Origin of the sequence: Pseudarthrobacter sp. TAF60_1, assembly GCF_052113505.1 — a bacterium.
In the GTDB taxonomy this organism is placed as follows: Bacteria; Actinomycetota; Actinomycetes; order Actinomycetales; family Micrococcaceae; genus Arthrobacter.
Genome location: NZ_JBFRDI010000002.1, coordinates 200203 through 216890, shown reverse-complemented (window position 1 = coordinate 216890; position 16688 = coordinate 200203). Strand labels below are relative to the sequence as shown.

Genomic DNA, 16688 nt, shown 5'->3' with positions numbered 1-16688 from the left:
TTCCTTAGCGCCGGGAAATAGCGTCCACCACGGCGGCAAGCGCCGGGCCGACCTTGGTGGCGTCCGTGCCGCCACCCTGGGCGACGTCATCCTTGCCACCGCCGCCGCCGCCGAGGATGCCGGCCGCGAGCCGCACCAGGGCTCCGGCTTTCACCCCGGCTTCCCGTGCGGCTTCGTTGGTGGCCACCAGGATCATGGGGCGGTCGTTGCTGACACCGGCCACTGCCACGGTGGCTGCTTCGGAACCGAGCCGGTTGCGCAGGTCGAGGGCAAGGTTGCGGATGTCATCGGCACCACCGATCGGGCCGGCGTCGTGCGCGATGACCCGGATGCCGGCGGCGTCCTGGGCGGTGCCCACGAGGTTGGCGGCTGCTGCGGTGAGCTGCTCCTTGCGGAGGCGGTCCAGTTCCTTCTCCGTGGCCTTGAGCTTGTTCAGCGTGCTGGCGATCCTGTCGGCGAGCTGGCCGGACGGTACCTTGAGCATCTCGGTCAGCTCGGTCACCAGGGCGCGCTCGGCCGCGAGATGGCGGAAGGCGTCCATGCCAACGAAGGCTTCGACACGGCGGTTTCCTGAGCCGACTGACTGCTCGCCGAGCAATGACAGGCTGCCGATCAGGGACGTGTTGGAGACGTGGGTGCCCCCGCACAGTTCACGCGACCAGGCGCCGTCGATCTCCACAACCCGTACTTCGCTACCGTAATTCTCACCGAACAGGGCCATGGCACCGAGTGCCTTGGCCTCGGCCAGGGCCATCACCTTCGTGTCCACCCGGAAGTTGTTGCGGATGGCCAGGTTGGACACCTCTTCGATTTCCGAGCGCGTGGCCGTGCTGAGTCCTTCGCCCCACGCGAAGTCAAAGCGCAGGTAGCCTGCTTTGTTAAAGGAACCACGCTGCGTGGCCTGGGGACCAAGGATCTGGTGCAGGGCGGCGTGGACGATGTGGGTGCCCGTGTGGGCCTGCTCGGCTGCATGGCGGCGTTCCCGGTCGACGGCGGCACGCACCATGGCGTCGGAGGCGATCTCGCCTTCACGAACGATCGCCTTGTGCACGCTCAGGCCCTTGACCGGGCGCTGAACGTCCAGCACCTCGACGACGAAGCCGTCACCGGTGATGAGCCCGGTGTCCGCGGACTGGCCGCCGGCCTCGGCATAGAACGGCGTTTCGTTAAGGACAAGTTCGATTTCGTCGCCGGTAGTGGCGTGGGCAACACGCTGGCCGCCGCTGAGGAGGCCACGGACGCGGGACTCGCCGTCGAGCTCTTCGTAGCCGATGAAAACGGTCTCGCCCTCACCCAGCATCTCCTGGTAGGCAGTGAGGTCGGCGTGGCCGCCCTTTTTGCCTTTGGCATCAGCCTGGGCGCGCTGGCGCTGTTCGAGCATGAGGGCGCGGAAACCGGCCTCGTCCACCTTGAGCCCGGCTTCTTCAGCCATCTCCAGGGTGAGGTCGATCGGGAAGCCGTAGGTGTCATGCAGCGCGAACGCGTCGGCGCCGGACAGCGGGGCGCCGGCAGCCTTGGACACCGTTACAGCATCCTCCAGGCGGGCAGTGCCCGAGGCAATGGTGCGCAGGAAGGCCCGCTCTTCGGCGTAGGCGATCCGGCTGATGCGGTCGAAGTCCGTCTCGACGATCGGGTAGACGCCCTTCATGGCGTCGCGTGAGGCCGGCAGCAGGTCCGGCAGGCAGGCCTTTTCGACGCCGAGCAGGCGCATCGAACGCACCGCACGCCTGATGAGGCGGCGCAGGACGTAGCCACGGCCTTCGTTCGAGGGCGTCACGCCGTCGGCGATCAGCATCAGGGCGGAACGGATATGGTCGCCCACAACGCGCATTCGGACATCGTCCGTGTGGTGGGGATCGTCCGCTGTTTCGGCGGAGGTGTACTCCCGGCCGGACAGCTCGGCTGCTTTGTCGATCACGGGGCGGACCTGGTCCGTCTCGTACATGTTCTCGACGCCCTGCAGGATCATGGCGAGTCGTTCCATGCCGAGCCCGGTGTCGATGTTCTTCTTCGGCAGTTCACCGACGATGTCGAAGTCGTCCTTGGAACGGACGTTGTCGATCTGGTACTGCATAAAGACGAGGTTCCAGATTTCGACGTAACGGTTCTCGTCCGCGAGCGGGCCGCCTTCAACGCCGTAGGCGGGACCCCGGTCGTAGTAGATTTCCGAGCAGGGGCCGGCGGGGCCGGGCTGGCCGGTGTGCCAGTAGTTGTCAGCCTTGCCCATGCGCTGGATCCGCTCGGCGGGGACGCCGGTGTTCTTCAGCCACAGGTCCCGGGCTTCGTCGTCCTCCTGGTAGACAGTGACCCACAGGAGTTCCGGCGGAAGGCCGTACCCGCCGTCGTCAACGCTCGTGGTGAGCAGTTCCCAGGCGAACTTGATGGCGTCTTCCTTGAAGTAATCGCCGAAGGAGAAGTTGCCGCACATCTGGAAGAACGTGCCGTGGCGGGCTGTTTTGCCCACTTCCTCGATGTCACCTGTACGGATGCACTTCTGAATGCTCGTGGCCCGGGAGAAGGGTGCTTCTTCGCGGGCGGTCAGGTAGGGAATGAAAGGGACCATGCCGGCGACGGTGAACAGCAGGGAGGGGTCGCTGGAAACCAGGGAGGCGGATGGCACCGCGGTGTGTCCCTTGCTGACAAAAAAGTCGATCCAGCGCTTGGTGATCTCCTGCGACTTCATGAGCTGATTACATACCCTTCTTGGGTCACACGTTTGTGATGCGTGACGGTTTGATACAGGCAGCAGTTCGGGCAAGCCGCAACCGCTGGTTTAATTCTCTCGCGTTTTTCCGGCCTTTAGCGCCGGGCCGCATCCTGCGGGGAAACGGCCGGGGATTCGACGCCGAGTGCGGTGCGGAGGTCCGTTTCCCGCTCGTGCATTCCGGACCGGACAGCGTCCGCGAAGTCGTAGAGGCCGTCGGCCAGCCGGCCCACGGCCCGGTTCAGGCCCTCGGGCCCAAGGTTTGATTGGGCTTCAGTGAGCTTTCGGAACGCGATGACTCCGATCGCGACGCCGATTCCCATCCAGACAAGTCGTTTCATGTTCTGTTCTTCCGGTGGCTAGCGGCTGCGGCGGCCGGCCGCGGGCTTCTTGCGGTTGGCGAGGGCGGTGCGGACTCCGTAGCTGAACGCTGCCACCTTGATCAGCGGCGAGCCCACCGTTGCGGCAACGAGGGAGGACAGGGCCGAGAGGTTCGCGGAAGCGTCGGAAACGTTGGAGGCGATGCCGTCCACTTTCTTCAGCTGCTGGTTGGTGGTGGTTACCGTGGCGGTGACTTCGTCCATCAGGGGCGTGGCGCCGTCGCTGATGGATCGGATGGAAGTCCGTATTTCTTCCAATACGCTGCCGAGCTTCAGGATGGGTACCGCGAGCAGCAGCACGAGGAGTGCAAACACTCCGGCTGCGATCAGGCCGGCAATATCGCCACCAGACATAGACGTTCATCTCCTTGAAACTGACGTGGATCTCTTCCCACCGCGCACGCTGCCTTCACGCGTTCCGCAGATGTCCCACAAGTACCTTACATACAAAGAAGCCCGTGGCGCTTGCCACGGGCTTCTTTGGATGCGCTGCTGGGATTTAGCGTGCGTAGAATTCGACGACGAGCTGCTCTTCGCAGGTTACGGGAACCTCGGAGCGCTTCGGGCGGCGGACCAGGCGTGCCTGCAGGGCGTCAAGCTTGACGTCCAGGTAGGCCGGAACCTGGGGCAGGACGTCGCGGTGCGCGCCGGCTGCTGCAACCTGAAGCGGAACCATGGTTTCGCTGCGGCTGTGCACGTGGACCAACTGGCCCTCGCCAACGCGGAAGGACGGGCGGTCAACGCGGATGCCGTCAACCATGATGTGGCGGTGTACAACCAGCTGGCGGGCCTGGGCGATGGTGCGGGCGAAGCCGGCACGCAGCACGAGGGCGTCGAGACGCATTTCGAGCAGTTCGATCAGGTTTTCACCGGTCAGGCCCTTGGTGCGGCGTGCTTCTTCGAAGGCACGGGTCATCTGGGCTTCGCGGATGCCGTACTGGGCGCGCAGACGCTGCTTTTCGCGCAGACGTACGGCGTAGTCGGAGTCCTGCTTCTTGCGGGCACGGCCATGCTCGCCGGGGCCGTACGGGCGGCGCTCCATGTACTTGGCGGCCTTGGGGGTCAGAGCAATGCCGAGTGCACGCGAGAGGCGTGCTGTACGGCGAGCACGAGTGTTGTTAGCCACTTGTGTCCTTCCAATATCTGCGGTGTGTCAGTGTTACTGGCCTCCACGATGGAGAGCATCGGCCAACCGCTGCCTTTTGCTACTGGGCACAGTGCTACCCCAACATGAAGCAGTAATTACTGAAAGATGTGGGAGATTGCGTCCGTGCCTTGCCAGACAACGAACCATCTTAGCAGGGTTGGCCGGCACTCCCGCACTCGGGTTCAGTTACCGCGGATGATCTTCCTTAGCCGTTCGAGACGAACGGCGATGTCGCGCTCCGCGCCGTTGCCGGTGGGTTCGTAGTAGTCCCGGCCCACGAGGTCGTCCGGCGGGTACTGCTGAGTGGCCACGGCATGCGGTGCATCATGGGCGTATTTGTAGCCTTTGCCATGCCCGAGCTGCTTTGAGCCCGGGTAGTGCGCATCGCGCAGGTGCGCCGGAATACCGTTGCCCAGTCCCGCCCGGACGTCAGCGATGGCCTTGTTGATTCCCATGTAGGCCGCGTTGGACTTTGGCGCGGTGGCGAGGTGCACCACCGCCTCGGCCAGGACAATCCGGCCTTCGGGCATCCCGATGAGCTGCACCGCCTGGGCAGCCGCGACGGCCGTCTGCAATGCGGTGGGGTCCGCCATCCCCACGTCCTCTGCGGCGGAAATCACAATGCGCCGGGCAATAAAGCGGGGGTCCTCCCCCGCCTCCAGCATCCTGGCGAGGTAATGCAGGGCGGCGTCCACATCGGACCCGCGGACTGACTTGATGAAGGCGCTGGCCACGTCGTAGTGCTGATCGCCCGCCCGGTCGTAGCGCACGGCGGCCACATCCAGTGCGCGCTCGGTGTGCTTGAGCTCTATGGATACCGGCAAGTCGTCATCGGAGTCGTCTGCGTCACCGAAGGCAACGCCGGAGGCTGCTTCCAAGGCAGTCAGGGCACGCCGCGCGTCGCCGCCGGACAGCCTGACGAGGTGGGCCAGCGCTTCGGCACTGAGCTGCACTTTGCCGTTCAGCCCGCGCTCATCCGCCACGGCACGCTGCACGAGCCCTTCAATGTCCGCGTCCGTCAATGGCTTCAGGGTCAGCAGCAGGGAACGGGACAGCAGTGGCGAGACCACCGAAAAGGACGGGTTCTCCGTGGTTGCCGCCACGAGCACCACCCAGCGGTTTTCCACACCGGGCAGCAGGGCGTCCTGCTGCGCTTTGTTGAAGCGGTGGATCTCGTCCAGGAACAGCACAGTGGTGGTCTTATAGAGGTCGCGCGCGGTCAGGGCCTCGTCCATCACGCGCCGGACGTCCTTGACGCCTGCGGTGATCGCGGACAGTTCCACGAACTTCCGCCCTTTCCCCTTGGCGATCACATGGGCGAGCGTAGTCTTGCCGGTCCCGGGGGGTCCCCACAGGATCAGGGAGCTGGGGCCGGCGGGTCCCACAGCGTCCGTGCCGGCGGCGAGCTGCCGCAGGGGTGAGCCTTGGCCGAGCAGGTGCTGCTGGCCCACCACATCGTCAATAGTGCGGGGCCGCATTCTGACCGCCAACGGACTGCGCTGCGCCGCGCTCCGGCTTGCCGCGGCACGGTCAGCGGACGACGGCTCGTTACTGTCGTCGTCGTCATTGCCGGGCACCTGGCCGAAGAGATCATCCACATAGATAGGCTACTTCTAGTTCTGCACCACTCATCCGCACGCTCACCAGGGGGACGGCCATGACCGCACACAGCGCCGACGACGTCAGCGGGGCCGGGTCAGCACGTGAAGGGTCCGTTCGGACCGCTTTTGTGCCGGCGGGCCGACTCTCGGGGTGGGTTGAGCGCTTCGGCGCCGCGCACGGCGGCTTCCGGCTCAGCGAGGACGACGACGGCCTGCGGTTGCTGGCGGCCGACGGCACCGCCGCGCTACTCCAGGCGCCTTGGCCGCCGGACGGACGTCCCGGACGTGGCGGCGATCCCCTGGAGCGGTTGGCGTCAGTGGCCGGCCAGCCCCGGACGGCGGGCCTGGTACTGGTGCGGCGCGGCGGCTACGGTGTTGCAGTGGCGCGGGAAGGTGCTGTGCTGGCGTCCAAAACCGGCTCCCGGTACGTGCAAGGCCGGACCGCCGCGGGCGGCCAGTCCCAGCAGCGGTTCGCCCGCCGCCGCGCCAACCGGGCCGATGAGCTGGTGGAGAAGGTCGCAGCGCAGGCGGCGGCGATCCTTCGTGGCCATCCGATCGAGTACCTCGCTCCCGGCGGTGACCGGACCCTGGCGGGCCTGGTGCTGGACCACCCTGCCCTGCGGCCGTACGCCGGGCTTTCCCGGCTGGCATTCCTGGACGTGGCTGATCCCAAAGGCTCTGTCCTCAAGAAGGCCGCGGCCGCTGCGTGCTCAGTGCGGGTTCAGGTGGCCGACGCCCCCAGGTAGGGCCGAACAGTTCCTAGGTCAGCGTCCAGGACCGCTTCGACAGCCCGTACCAGAACCCGTCGATCGCGGTCTTCGCGTGCAGTTCTCCGGATCCGTAAGCTGCGCCGAGGGCAACGTAGAGCGGCGCCCAGTGTTCGCTGCGCGGGTGTGCCTGGCGGGCAGCCGGGGCCTTGTTCAGGAAGTCCAGGATCCCATCCACATCCCCCCGTGCCATGGCCTCTTCAGCCCAGTGGTCAAACTCGCTCGAGGCCGCAGGCGGAGCGCTGTCCGGCCCGCCGGCAGGGTTGAACCAGCGCAGGTTATGCGTGGTGAACCCCGAGCCGACGATCAGCGTTCCGCGTTCGCGCAGCGGCGCCAGCGACATGCCGAGGTTAAACAGACCCTGCGGATCGAGGGTGGGCATGGACATTTGGACGACGGGGACGTCTGCCTCCGGGAACAGTTCCTTGAGTGGCACATATGCGCCGTGGTCCAGCCCGCGCCTCTCATCACGCTCCACATGGTGGCCATGGCCACCCACCAGCCGCTCCACTTCCGCGGCGAGCCCGGGCGCCTGCGGAGCGTTGTACTTGACCTCGTAGTACTTGTGCGCGAAGCCACCAAAATCATAAATAAGGCCAGGATCCCGCTGGGTGGCGCTGAGGGTCACGGGGGCGTTTTCCCAGTGCGCGGAGATCATCAGAATGTCCTTGGGCTTGCTGAAAGTGCCGGACCAATCGTGCAGCTGCCGGGTCCAGGTAGCGTCGTCGGCAAGCGGCGGCGCACCGTGGCTGAGGAAGAGGACCGGGGGCTGGCCAAGTGTCTGAGTCATAAAAACAGCATACTCCGCTTTTGTTGAACATTCAAGTAAAAAACGTCCACGCGATGCTTGACCACCCCCTGCGTTCCAAGGTTTTGTTGCCCAGGGCCGCCCGGATGCGTCTTGAGCGCAGCACCTATTCTTCCGGGGCGAGGGTGACCTTCAGCCCGTCGAGTTCCCGGCTGAAGTCCAGCTGGCAGGAGAGCCGGGAGCCGCATTCCCGGTAACCTTCGGCCTCGACGAGTAGTTCCAGCTCGTCCTCGCTGCGGTCAGCCAGGGTGTCGAAGACCTCCTTCTCCAGGAAGACGTGGCACGTTGCACAGGATGCGGTTCCGCCGCAGGAGGCGAGGACCGGAAGGTCGTTGTCACGCAGCGCCTCCATCAGCGTCTGGTCCTCTTCCCATTCGAGATCATGGGTGGAGCCTTCGCGGTCAATGACAGTGAGTTTGTTGTTGCTCATAACGGTTCCTTAGATGTGGGCTGCGGCAAGGGCAGGGTCGGTGCGGTGCCGGTCATTGGGATCAGAGGGGTCAAGGATGGCGTCCGTGAGGGGGACGCCACGATCGGCCACCAATGCCGGATCCATCCGTGCCGCAGTGGCGATCAGTTTTCTGGCCGGCCGGAAGTCTGCCAGGCCCGCGATGGTGTCCACGGCGGCAAGGCGGCCATCGCGGAGATATGTCACGGAGAAACTTCGGCCGGCCGGGTCGCCGCGCACGATCACGTCGTCTTCGGGGTGGCGCACGCCGGCAGTCTGAAGCCGGACACCGTGCTGGACGGTCCAGAACCAGGGGATTTCCGGTACAGCCGGCGGCTGGCCGGTGATGTGGGCGGCAACCCGGTCCGCCTGCGCCTGCGCATTCTGGATGCACTCCAGGCGCTGGCTGGCGCCGTCAACGGGGCTCGTGAAGCGCGTCACGTCGCCCGTGGCATAGATTGCGGGGTCGGAGGTCCGCCCGTCGTCGTCCACGAGGATGCCGTCCGCGCACTCAAGTCCGGCTTCGGCGGCCAGTTCCTGGTTGGGGACGACACCGATCCCGGCCAGTACGACGTCGGCGGGGAATACCGAGCCGTCGGCGGTGACCACGCCTTCGGCGCGCCGGCCGCCTTCGATTGCCGTTACCGCTGCACCAAAGACGAACCGGACTCCGTGCGCTTCATGGAGCTTTTCGAAGTGACGCGATACCGGCTCTGAGGTCACCCGGCTCATCACCCGGTCCTGGAATTCCAGCACGGTAACCTCGCAGCCTTTTGCGGCTGCGGCTGCGGCCACTTCCAGACCGATGTAGCCGGCACCGATGATGGCAACGCGGGCCCCGGTCACCAGAAGCCGTTTGAGCTGGAGGGCGTCCTCGCGCGTCCTCAGCGCCTGCACCCCTGCCAGGCCCGCTCCGGGTACTGTGAGGTCTCTGGCCCTCGAACCCGTGGCGATGACGAGCCGGTGATAAGTGTGGCTGGTGCCGTCGGAGAGCAGTACCGTCCGGCCCTGCCGGTCAATCGATTCCACGGCGGTTCCGGCAACACGGTCGATGTTCTTATCCTGGTAGAACTTCTCCTTGCGCAACACAGCGGACTCATCCGGCGCGTCCGGCTTCAGGAGTTCCTTGGACAGCGGGGGCCGTTCGTAGGGCGTCTCCGTCTCCGCTTCGAGCAGCAGGATGCCGCCTTCCCAACCGCGGGACCGCAGTCCTGCGGCCACCGCGACGCCGGAATGCCCTGCCCCCACGATCACCACAGGCGCGGTGGCTGCTGATGAGTGGCGGGCCATGTCGCCCTGGATCACTGTCTGCTCACGCATTGGACCCCTCCAACAGGACGTGGAGGTGTTCCGGACCCGAGTTTGTCAGGTTGTTTCCGCGCACATATTCGATCGGCTTGCCCGGGTCCAGCGAGAGGGATCCCAGCTTCTCTGCAAGGAGTTTCACGGTCACCACCACCTCCAACCGCGCAAGCGGGGCCCCAAGGCAGCTGTGGACGCCGTGGCCGAAGCCGAGATGGCCGTCGGTATTGCGGTCGATATCGAAGCGCTCGCCGTCCGGGTATTTGTTGCTATCCCGGTTCGCGGCGGCAGGCAGCAGCCGGACGATGCCACCGGCCGGGATGGTCACCCCGGCCACCTCCACGGCTTCGGTGGTGATCCGGCTCGCCCGCTGCACGGTGCCGCGGTAGCGGGCAAGTTCTTCAACAAAGAGGTTCGCGTCCGCGGGGTTGCGGCGGATCCGGTCCAGCAGTTCCGGCTGCTCGCTGAAGACGCGGAACGCGTTGGCCAGCAGGATGGTGGTGGTGTCGTGGCCGGCGACAAAGACGAAGGCGCAGAGTTCCTTGGCTTCCTTCTCGCTGAGCAGGCCGTCCTTCCACATCCGGGCAATGTGGCCGCCCACGGATTCGCTGCCCTCCCGGTACAGGCGCTCCATGGTGTCTTTCAGGTAAGCGAAGAATTCGAAGGTGCTTTGTTCGTCGGTGCCGGTACCCTGGGCGTTGCGGGCCAGGCGGCCAAAATAGCTGAAGGTTTCGTCGGACCAGAACTTCATCTTCTCGAAGTCCTCGGCCGGCACGTCCAGCAGTGAGCTGATGGTGGACATGCTGAGTGGGATGGCGTAGTCATCCACGGCATCTCCGCCGCGGGCGGCAAGCATCGGTGCCAGGTACTTCTCGGCGTTTTCGCGGACGCGGTCCTCGAAGCGGGCAATCGCCTTCGGGATGAAGGCCTGCGCCACGACCTGGCGCAGGCGAGTGTGGTTGGGGGCGTCGAAGAGAGTCAGGAAGGTCAGCGGAACCGGGTCGACAACCTGGGAGGAGAAAATTTTGGGAGCCCGCATGGCCTTGCGGACATCGTCGTAGCGGGAGATGAACCACACGTCCGATACAGGCGAAGAAGCGCGTAGCACGGGGGCGTTTTCCCGCATCCATTCGTAGTGGGCGTAGGGGTCCCCCTGGGTCCCGTCGTCGACCACTTTGAACGGGGCCATGCCCTCGGGCCAGCTCAAGTCATGCGAATACGGGGGCAGGCCTGCAGACTGGACGTGAAGGTCCCTTGAAGCTGGTGCTGCTGAAACCTCAGTCATGGCAGAAGACATCGTTGTCCTTCTTTCGGAGTTTTCCGACGTGAATTACGTCTCAATCAAGAATGCCGAGCCTTCACCGGCCGGTCCCAGAGGACTTCCGTTCATCGGGTGCGAAAGACTCCGGCCCCGGCTCCGGCTTGGCAACCCGGCGCCGACGCGTGGAATTCCTAGCGCCGGGCCGCCGGAGCGGCTTTCAAGGCCCGTGAAACACCGTTGGCAGCGGTCAGCAGGGCTGGCACTCTCAAAGGAACGGCGGCTTCGTGCCGCGGCACAATGGCATTCAGGGCCGCCGCGATGGCGTTGCCGGGGCCGAAGACGGGCACGGCGATGCCGGTCCATTCCGTCACGCCGATGCCCGGCAGGGCCACGTAGCCGCGCTGGCGGATTTCTGCCAGATGCTTCCGGATCACTAACGGGTCGGTAATGGTCTCGGGCGTGACGGCGGCCAGGGGGCGCGAGAGCACTTCGTCCTGGAATGCCGGCGGGGAAAAAGCCAGCAGCACCAGGCCCGAGGACGATGCGTGAATCGGCATCCGCTGGGCGATGTGGGCTGCGTTCAGACTGGATTCAGGCGCGGACAGGCGCTCCACGTAAAGCACCGTCCCATGGTCGAGCACCGCCAGGGTGGTGTGCTGGTGCACGGCCGCCTGGACGTCGTCCAGGAACGGCAGTGCCAGCTCGCGAAGACTCAGCGCGTGCGACCCCCGCGAGGCCAACTCCCACATCCGCATCCCCGAACGCAGGTTGCCGTCCGGCAACCGCTCTATCAGTCCGTGCAGGACCAGGTCACTGACCAGCCGCTGGGCCGTTGTCAGTGGCAGGCCCGCGCGGCGGGCGAGGCCCGAGAGCGTCATGGTGGGCAGGTCCCGGTCGAACGCACTCATCAGTCGCACGACGCGGCTGATCACCGATTCACCGGATGAGGAGTTTGCCACGGACGCCTCCGGCTAATTTACCTGGCCCGCTGCGACGCTGGCGCCGCGGGCGTCGTCCCGGCCGGCGGCCAGGGCGGCGATGTCCCGGCCAGCCCGGTAGCCGAACACGAGGGCCGGCCCGATGTGGGAGCCGTAACCCGGGTAACCGCCGCCGAAGACGCTCACTGCTGCCGCCCCGACGGCCAGGAGGCCGGGAACTGCCGTTCCCTCGGGCGTGACAACTTCCGACTGTTCGTTGACGCCGATTCCGGCGAAGGTGCCCAGATCGCCCATCTGGATTTTCGCGGCGTAGTAGGGGCCTTTGCCCACCGGGGCGAGGTTGGGGTTCGGCTTGTGCTCCAGGTCGCCGCGGAAGTGGTTGTACAGGGTGGAACCGCGTCCGAAGGCAGGGTCTTCGCCCCGCTCCGCCGCCGGGTTGAAGTCCGCGACGGTGGCGGCGAGGCCCGCCGCGTCGATGCCGAGCTTTCCGGCCAATTCAGCAAGCGTTTTGCCCTTGACAAGGTACCCGGTGCGGTAGAAATAGCCGCGGGGCATGGGCCAGGGCTTGGCATAACCGATGCCGTACTTGTGCATGGTCTTTGCGTCACCAATAACGTAGCCGTACGTCTTGTCCTCGTCCCGGTTGTGGGCGATCATCGCGCCGCCGAAGTCGTGGTAGCTGAGCGCCTCGTTGCCGAACCGCTTCCCATGACGGTCGACGGCGATCAGGCCCGGCAGGCCGATGGCCCGCAGGTGCGGGAAGAGCCGCTCCTTGCCGCTCAGGTACTTGAACACGGTTACCGGGGCCCAGGAGCCTACGCTGAACACGGAGTCATCGATGTGGCCGCCGGCGCTCGTCGCCAGGACTGCGGCGTCCCCGCCGTGGCCCACTGTCGGGGTGAAGTGGTCGTCCCCGTCGGCGTCGTGCGGGAAATACTGCCGCCGCAGTTCCCTGTTACCGGAGAAGCCGCCGGCGGCCAGGATCACGCCCAGCCGTGCTGTGACCGTGGTGGCGTGCTCTCCGCCGAGGACCGCCCCGGTGATGCTTCCGGCGTCGTCCCTGGTCAGGGAGAGCGCGGGCGAAGATTTCCACAGCCGCACACCCAGGTCATCGGCGCTCTTCACCATGCGGGTCATCAGGGCATTGCCGTTGGAACGCAGGACGGGCCGCTTGTACCGGGCAGCGTCTGCCCAGGTGCGCAACAGCTTCTTCGCCACATAAACGAACGACTTGACTGACTGGTTCACGTGGAAGAACTCATTGATATCCGGGCCCACCTGGGGCATGTAGCCGAACACGGTGTAGGAACTCATATACGGCTGCATCAACAGGCGCTTATCCCCCAGGACGCGTGCGTCAACATCCTGCGGCAGGACGGCGCGGCCGGAAAGCTTCGCCCCGGGCAGGTCCATCTGGTAGTCCGGGGACTTTTCCGGATAGGTGAATTTCACCTCGGTTTCATTCTCGAAAAAGGAGATCGCTTCCGGGACCGTGTCCAGGAAGTCCCGGACGCCGGCTTCATTGAACGTGTCCGGGGCGAGGTTCTTCAGGTAGGTCTCGGCGTCCTCGCGGGTATCTCCCTGCGACACCCCCTGCCTGTTGCCAGGGACCCACGCCCAGCCGGCGGAAATGGCAGTGGTCCCGCCGAAGTATTGTTCCTTTTCCGCAACGATCACACTGAGCCCCTGTGAGGCTGCCTTTATGGCGGCGGCCATCCCGGCCACGCCGGAGCCGATGACCAGGACATCACAGACTGCTGTGGCGTCGACGGGTGATTCGCTCATGGTTGTTGCCTTGCTCATAAATCCTGCTCCAATCAGTCGGCCCGCATCATTGCCGCGGCCGGGTGGAAAGCTAAACCCCCAGTAGACCGGGTGGCGCCGCCGTCGGGGAGTCGGATTACCATTGAGCGGGAATCGAAGGAGCAATGTGGCCAATTCCGCATCGGGCGAGTCGATCATCGGCCGCTTCGTAAAGATCGTGAGCGCATTCGACGACCGCCATGGTTCCATGAGCGTCGCCGAACTCGGGCGCAGGACCGGGCTGCCGGTCACCACCACCTATCGGCTGGTCAATGACCTGCTCCAGGAACGGCTGCTCGAACGGGAGCCCGGCGGCGACATCCATATCGGCACCCGAATGTGGGAACTGGGCTCGCGGGGGTCCAAGACGCTTAGCCTGAGGGAGGCCGCGCTGCCGTTCATGGAGGACGTCCAGGCCGTAGTGCAGCACTCCACCACGCTGGGCATCCTGGACTCGGACGAGGTGCTGTACATCGAGCGCCTGGGTTCCGATAAGACCATTGTGGACATCACCAAAGTTGCGGGCCGGCTGCCGCTCCACGCGACGTCGTCGGGCCTGGTCCTCCTGGCGCACTCCCCCGCTGCCTATCAGGACAGCTTCCTCGCCCGGCCCCTGCCGAAGTTCACGGAAACGACACTGACCGACCCGTCCGAGTTGCGCCGTCATCTGGCCGGGATCAGGCAGCGCGGCTTTGCTGCCATGCCTGGCGTGATTGTTCCCGAATCCAGCGGTATCGCCGTCCCCGTTTTCGGGCCGGACAACGCAATCGGCGCGGCGCTTAGCGTGGTGGTCCCCCGCAACGAGGAGAATGCAGCCGCCCGGGTACCCGTGCTGATGGCTTCGGCGCGGGGAATCTCGCGGGCCCTCGGCTGGCGTGGCGAGCTGAAGGGCACCCTGCGCCAAAGTCACTGAGCAGGACCCCTGGATTCGGCTATTTCCGATCATCGGTAATCATGTGGTTCCAATCACACCTTTCCTGCCACTCTGGCTGGGACGCAGCGATGAGGCTGCAGGAGTAGAGGAGCAGACCACATGAACACCACAGCGAACCGCGTGGCCGGCAAAACAGCCATCGTCACAGGCGGCCGCGGCGACCTGGGCAGCGCCACTGCCGCACTGTTGGCAGAACACGGCGCAATAGTCGCCAGCCTGGACGTTGCCGGCATCCCTGCCGGCGCCTCCCACGCCAACATCAACGAGTATGACGTGGATGTCACCAGCGAGGAGAGCGTCGCGGACGCCATTCGCCGGGTCCGCGACGAACTGGGAACTCCGGACATCCTGGTCAACGCCGCCGGAATCATCGGGCCTGCGGGAGCATCACACACGGCGTCGGTGACCGATTTCGATACGATCTTCAACGTCAACGTCAAGGGCGTTTGGCTCATGACCAAGTACGTGGTCCCCGGCATGATCGAAAAAGGCGCCGGCAGCATCGTCAACTTCTCCTCCATCCACGGCATCACGGGCGGTCGGAGCGTGCCGCTGTACCACGCGACCAAAGGCGCCGTCCGGCTCTTGAGCAAGTCTGACGCGGCCGCGTACGGAAGCCACGGCGTACGGGTGAACTCCATCCACCCCGGTTCCATGGACACCCGGATGAGCCGCCGCTCGGCCGAACAGTCCGAGATCGGGCCCGAGGCCTACTACAAGCAGCTGGTCGGTTCGAATCCCCTGCCGCGGCAGGGCAAGCCGGACGAGATCGCCTACGGGGTGCTGTACCTGGCCTCCGACGAGTCCCGCTTTACGACGGGCTCCGAGCTCGTGATCGACGGCGGCTACACTGCCGTCTGATCCGGCCCTCCGCGCCGATTCCCCTCTTCTTTGTTACTCCCGAAAGGCAACACCCTGATGAAATTCGTCCATGGAAGCGCATCCGAACGCTACGACGTCGTCGTTCTAGGTTCCGGGGCCGGCGCCCTCACCGCGGCGGCTACGGCAGCCCGCGCGGGCAAGTCTGTCGTGGTCCTCGAAAAAAGTGCCCTGTTGGGCGGCACGTCAGCAGTCTCCGGCGGCATGCTGTGGGTGGCGGACAACCATCATGCCCGCCGGGCCGGCATCACGGACTCCAAGAAAGCGGCGGCGGAATACGTGCGCGCGGTGGCCCGGGGTCGCGGCCGCGATGAACTGCTGGACGCGGCCCTGGCGTACGGGGACCAGATGCTCCGCTTCGTCGAAGAGGAGTGCGGGCTCGGCTTCATCTTCCTCGACAACTTCCCCGACTACCGCCAGGACCTGCCCGGCGCCGTGGAAGGCGGCCGCACGGTGGAGCCGGAACTGTTCAACAGCCGGGAAGCACTGGGCGACCTGAAGGAACACGTGCGCAGCGACGGCCGGGCGCCGTTCACGATGCAGGAATATGAAAACTGGGGCGCTTTCACCAAGTTCCCGTGGGACGCGCTGTCCCAACGACAGGCCGATGGCCTGGTGGCGAAGGGCCAGGCCCTCGTCTCCATGCTGCTCGCCAGCCTGGTCCGCGACGGTGCAGCGCTCGCCACCGGGGCCCGCGGACACCGGCTGCTGACCGACGGCGGCCGCGTGACCGGCGTCGAACTTGAAACCGGGGAAACGTTCCTGGCGAACGACGGCGTGGTGCTCGCCACTGGCGGCTTCGAATGGGACAAGGCACTGGCCGACTCGATGCTCGCCTCGCGGCTGTACACGATGTGCTCGCCGCCTTCCAACACCGGCGACGGCCTGCGGATGGCGCAGCGGATCGGCGGCCAGACCCGCGGCACCCGCGAAGCCTGGTGGGCCCCGATGTCTGTCACCGGCGACGCCCGTGACGGCCAGCCGATCGGCACCCTGCTGCGCTTCGAGCGCCAGGGTCCGGGATCGATCATGGTGAACCGCCATGGCCGCCGTTTCGCGAATGAGTCCCAGAACTACAACGACCTCGCCCGGAGCCTGCAGTCCTGGGACTCCCCCAACAACCAGACACTCAATACTCCTGCCCACGTGATTGTGGACCACGCCTACATGGAGCGCTACGGCATCCTGGCCCACCGCGCCGGACAGCCTACCCCCGGCTACCTTGTGGAAGCCAAGACGCTGGAGGAACTGGCGGCGAAGATCAACGTTCCTGCGGACAACCTCGTTGAAACGGTGGACCGCTTCAACGCGTTTGCGGTCAAGGGCGAAGACCCGGACTTCGGCCGCGGCGAAAGTGCCTACGACAAGTACTGGGGTGACACCGACAACCAGTACCCGAACCCGTCCCTGGGTCCTCTGCAGACTGGACCGTTTTACGCGATGGAGGTAGTCAACGGGGCCTTTGGCACCAACGGCGGCGTGGCCACTGACGGCCGGGCACGCGTGCTCGATGTGGACAACCGCCCCATCGAGGGCCTTTATGCCGCCGGCAACACGACCGAGAACGCCTACGCAGCCGGGTACCCCGGCGCTGGTGCCACCCTCGGACCGATCATGACCATGGGCTACCTCGCCGGAAGGACCATCGCCGGCCAGTCCGCGGACTACAGCCCGGCTGAACAGACCGAATCCACGGCAGAACTGGTGGGCGCCTGA

The 16688-nt window shown here is 65.6% G+C and carries 15 protein-coding genes; 4 read left to right on the top strand and 11 right to left on the bottom strand.

All coding sequences use genetic code 11. The features are described from left to right. Positions 1–4 precede the first annotated feature (4 nt). From alaS to AB4Y73_RS03245, 5 genes are all read right to left on the bottom strand, one after another. The gene (gene alaS, locus AB4Y73_RS03265) at positions 5–2683 is read right to left on the bottom strand and encodes an alanine--tRNA ligase (RefSeq protein ID WP_441868382.1); all 2679 of its coding nucleotides are present in this window, start codon (positions 2681–2683) and stop codon (positions 5–7) included. Positions 2684–2799: 116 nt separating this feature from the next. Then, the gene (locus tag AB4Y73_RS03260) at positions 2800–3045 is read right to left on the bottom strand and encodes a DUF6167 family protein (protein ID WP_441868379.1); all 246 of its coding nucleotides are present in this window, start codon (positions 3043–3045) and stop codon (positions 2800–2802) included. 18 nt (positions 3046–3063) lie between these two features. Further along, positions 3064–3438: a DUF948 domain-containing protein gene (locus AB4Y73_RS03255; RefSeq protein WP_164199570.1), complete on the bottom strand. Its 375-nt coding sequence runs from the start codon at positions 3436–3438 to the stop codon at positions 3064–3066. A 145-nt stretch (positions 3439–3583) separates the two neighbouring features. Then, positions 3584–4210 carry a 30S ribosomal protein S4 gene (gene rpsD, locus AB4Y73_RS03250; RefSeq protein ID WP_190988295.1) on the bottom strand — a complete coding sequence of 209 codons (627 nt, stop codon included), beginning with the start codon at positions 4208–4210 and terminating at the stop codon, positions 3584–3586. 203 nt (positions 4211–4413) lie between these two features. Further along, complete coding sequence (locus AB4Y73_RS03245; RefSeq protein ID WP_441868374.1) at positions 4414–5829, bottom strand: replication-associated recombination protein A; 1416 nt, start codon at positions 5827–5829, stop codon at positions 4414–4416. A gap of 59 nt (positions 5830–5888) precedes the next feature. On the opposite strand from AB4Y73_RS03245, the gene AB4Y73_RS03240 reads away from it, so the two are divergent. Next, positions 5889–6578, top strand: a complete 690-nt coding sequence (locus AB4Y73_RS03240; protein WP_441868371.1) for an acVLRF1 family peptidyl-tRNA hydrolase — start codon at positions 5889–5891, stop codon at positions 6576–6578. Positions 6579–6591: 13 nt separating this feature from the next. On the opposite strand, the gene AB4Y73_RS03235 is transcribed toward AB4Y73_RS03240, so the two are convergent. The 6 genes from AB4Y73_RS03235 to AB4Y73_RS03210 all read right to left on the bottom strand — a co-directional run bounded on the left by AB4Y73_RS03235 (position 6592) and on the right by AB4Y73_RS03210 (position 13141). Beyond that, positions 6592–7389, bottom strand: a complete 798-nt coding sequence (locus tag AB4Y73_RS03235) for a dioxygenase family protein (protein ID WP_441868368.1) — start codon at positions 7387–7389, stop codon at positions 6592–6594. A gap of 124 nt (positions 7390–7513) precedes the next feature. Next, a complete protein-coding gene (locus AB4Y73_RS03230) occupies positions 7514–7837 on the bottom strand; it encodes a 2Fe-2S iron-sulfur cluster-binding protein (RefSeq protein ID WP_441868365.1) in 324 nt (107 codons plus the stop codon). A 9-nt stretch (positions 7838–7846) separates the two neighbouring features. Beyond that, positions 7847–9175: an NAD(P)/FAD-dependent oxidoreductase gene (locus AB4Y73_RS03225; RefSeq protein WP_441868362.1), complete on the bottom strand. Its 1329-nt coding sequence runs from the start codon at positions 9173–9175 to the stop codon at positions 7847–7849. Next, entirely contained in the window at positions 9168–10442 is a 1275-nt protein-coding gene (locus AB4Y73_RS03220) for a cytochrome P450 (RefSeq protein WP_441868359.1), read from the bottom strand. The genes AB4Y73_RS03225 and AB4Y73_RS03220 overlap by 8 nt, the downstream gene beginning before the upstream one ends. Positions 10443–10609: 167 nt before the next feature. Beyond that, entirely contained in the window at positions 10610–11377 is a 768-nt protein-coding gene (locus AB4Y73_RS03215) for an IclR family transcriptional regulator (RefSeq protein ID WP_441868356.1), read from the bottom strand. A gap of 12 nt (positions 11378–11389) precedes the next feature. Further along, on the bottom strand, positions 11390–13141 hold the full coding sequence (locus tag AB4Y73_RS03210; RefSeq protein ID WP_441868353.1) for an FAD-dependent oxidoreductase: 1752 nt from the start codon (positions 13139–13141) through the stop codon (positions 11390–11392). Positions 13142–13286: 145 nt separating this feature from the next. Between AB4Y73_RS03210 and AB4Y73_RS03205 the strand changes: the two genes are divergently transcribed. From AB4Y73_RS03205 to AB4Y73_RS03195, 3 genes are all read left to right on the top strand, one after another. Continuing rightward, entirely contained in the window at positions 13287–14072 is a 786-nt protein-coding gene (locus AB4Y73_RS03205) for an IclR family transcriptional regulator (protein ID WP_441868350.1), read from the top strand. Positions 14073–14192: 120 nt separating this feature from the next. Continuing rightward, complete coding sequence (locus AB4Y73_RS03200) at positions 14193–14954, top strand: SDR family NAD(P)-dependent oxidoreductase (protein ID WP_441868347.1); 762 nt, start codon at positions 14193–14195, stop codon at positions 14952–14954. Positions 14955–15011: 57 nt separating this feature from the next. Next, the gene (locus AB4Y73_RS03195; RefSeq protein ID WP_441868344.1) at positions 15012–16688 is read left to right on the top strand and encodes an FAD-dependent oxidoreductase; all 1677 of its coding nucleotides are present in this window, start codon (positions 15012–15014) and stop codon (positions 16686–16688) included.

What these genes read in the sequence shown, in the direction of transcription:
- alaS (WP_441868382.1), bottom strand. Translation starts at nt 2,683, where the DNA reads ATGAAGTCGCAGGAGATCACCAAGCGCTGGATCGACTTTTTTGTCAGC.
- AB4Y73_RS03260 (WP_441868379.1), bottom strand. Translation starts at nt 3,045, where the DNA reads ATGAAACGACTTGTCTGGATGGGAATCGGCGTCGCGATCGGAGTCATC.
- AB4Y73_RS03255 (WP_164199570.1), bottom strand. Translation starts at nt 3,438, where the DNA reads ATGTCTGGTGGCGATATTGCCGGCCTGATCGCAGCCGGAGTGTTTGCA.
- AB4Y73_RS03240 (WP_441868371.1), top strand. Translation starts at nt 5,889, where the DNA reads ATGACCGCACACAGCGCCGACGACGTCAGCGGGGCCGGGTCAGCACGT.
- AB4Y73_RS03235 (WP_441868368.1), bottom strand. Translation starts at nt 7,389, where the DNA reads ATGACTCAGACACTTGGCCAGCCCCCGGTCCTCTTCCTCAGCCACGGT.
- AB4Y73_RS03230 (WP_441868365.1), bottom strand. Translation starts at nt 7,837, where the DNA reads ATGAGCAACAACAAACTCACTGTCATTGACCGCGAAGGCTCCACCCAT.
- AB4Y73_RS03225 (WP_441868362.1), bottom strand. Translation starts at nt 9,175, where the DNA reads ATGCGTGAGCAGACAGTGATCCAGGGCGACATGGCCCGCCACTCATCA.
- AB4Y73_RS03220 (WP_441868359.1), bottom strand. Translation starts at nt 10,442, where the DNA reads ATGACTGAGGTTTCAGCAGCACCAGCTTCAAGGGACCTTCACGTCCAG.
- AB4Y73_RS03210 (WP_441868353.1), bottom strand. Translation starts at nt 13,141, where the DNA reads ATGAGCGAATCACCCGTCGACGCCACAGCAGTCTGTGATGTCCTGGTC.
- AB4Y73_RS03200 (WP_441868347.1), top strand. Translation starts at nt 14,193, where the DNA reads ATGAACACCACAGCGAACCGCGTGGCCGGCAAAACAGCCATCGTCACA.
- AB4Y73_RS03195 (WP_441868344.1), top strand. Translation starts at nt 15,012, where the DNA reads ATGAAATTCGTCCATGGAAGCGCATCCGAACGCTACGACGTCGTCGTT.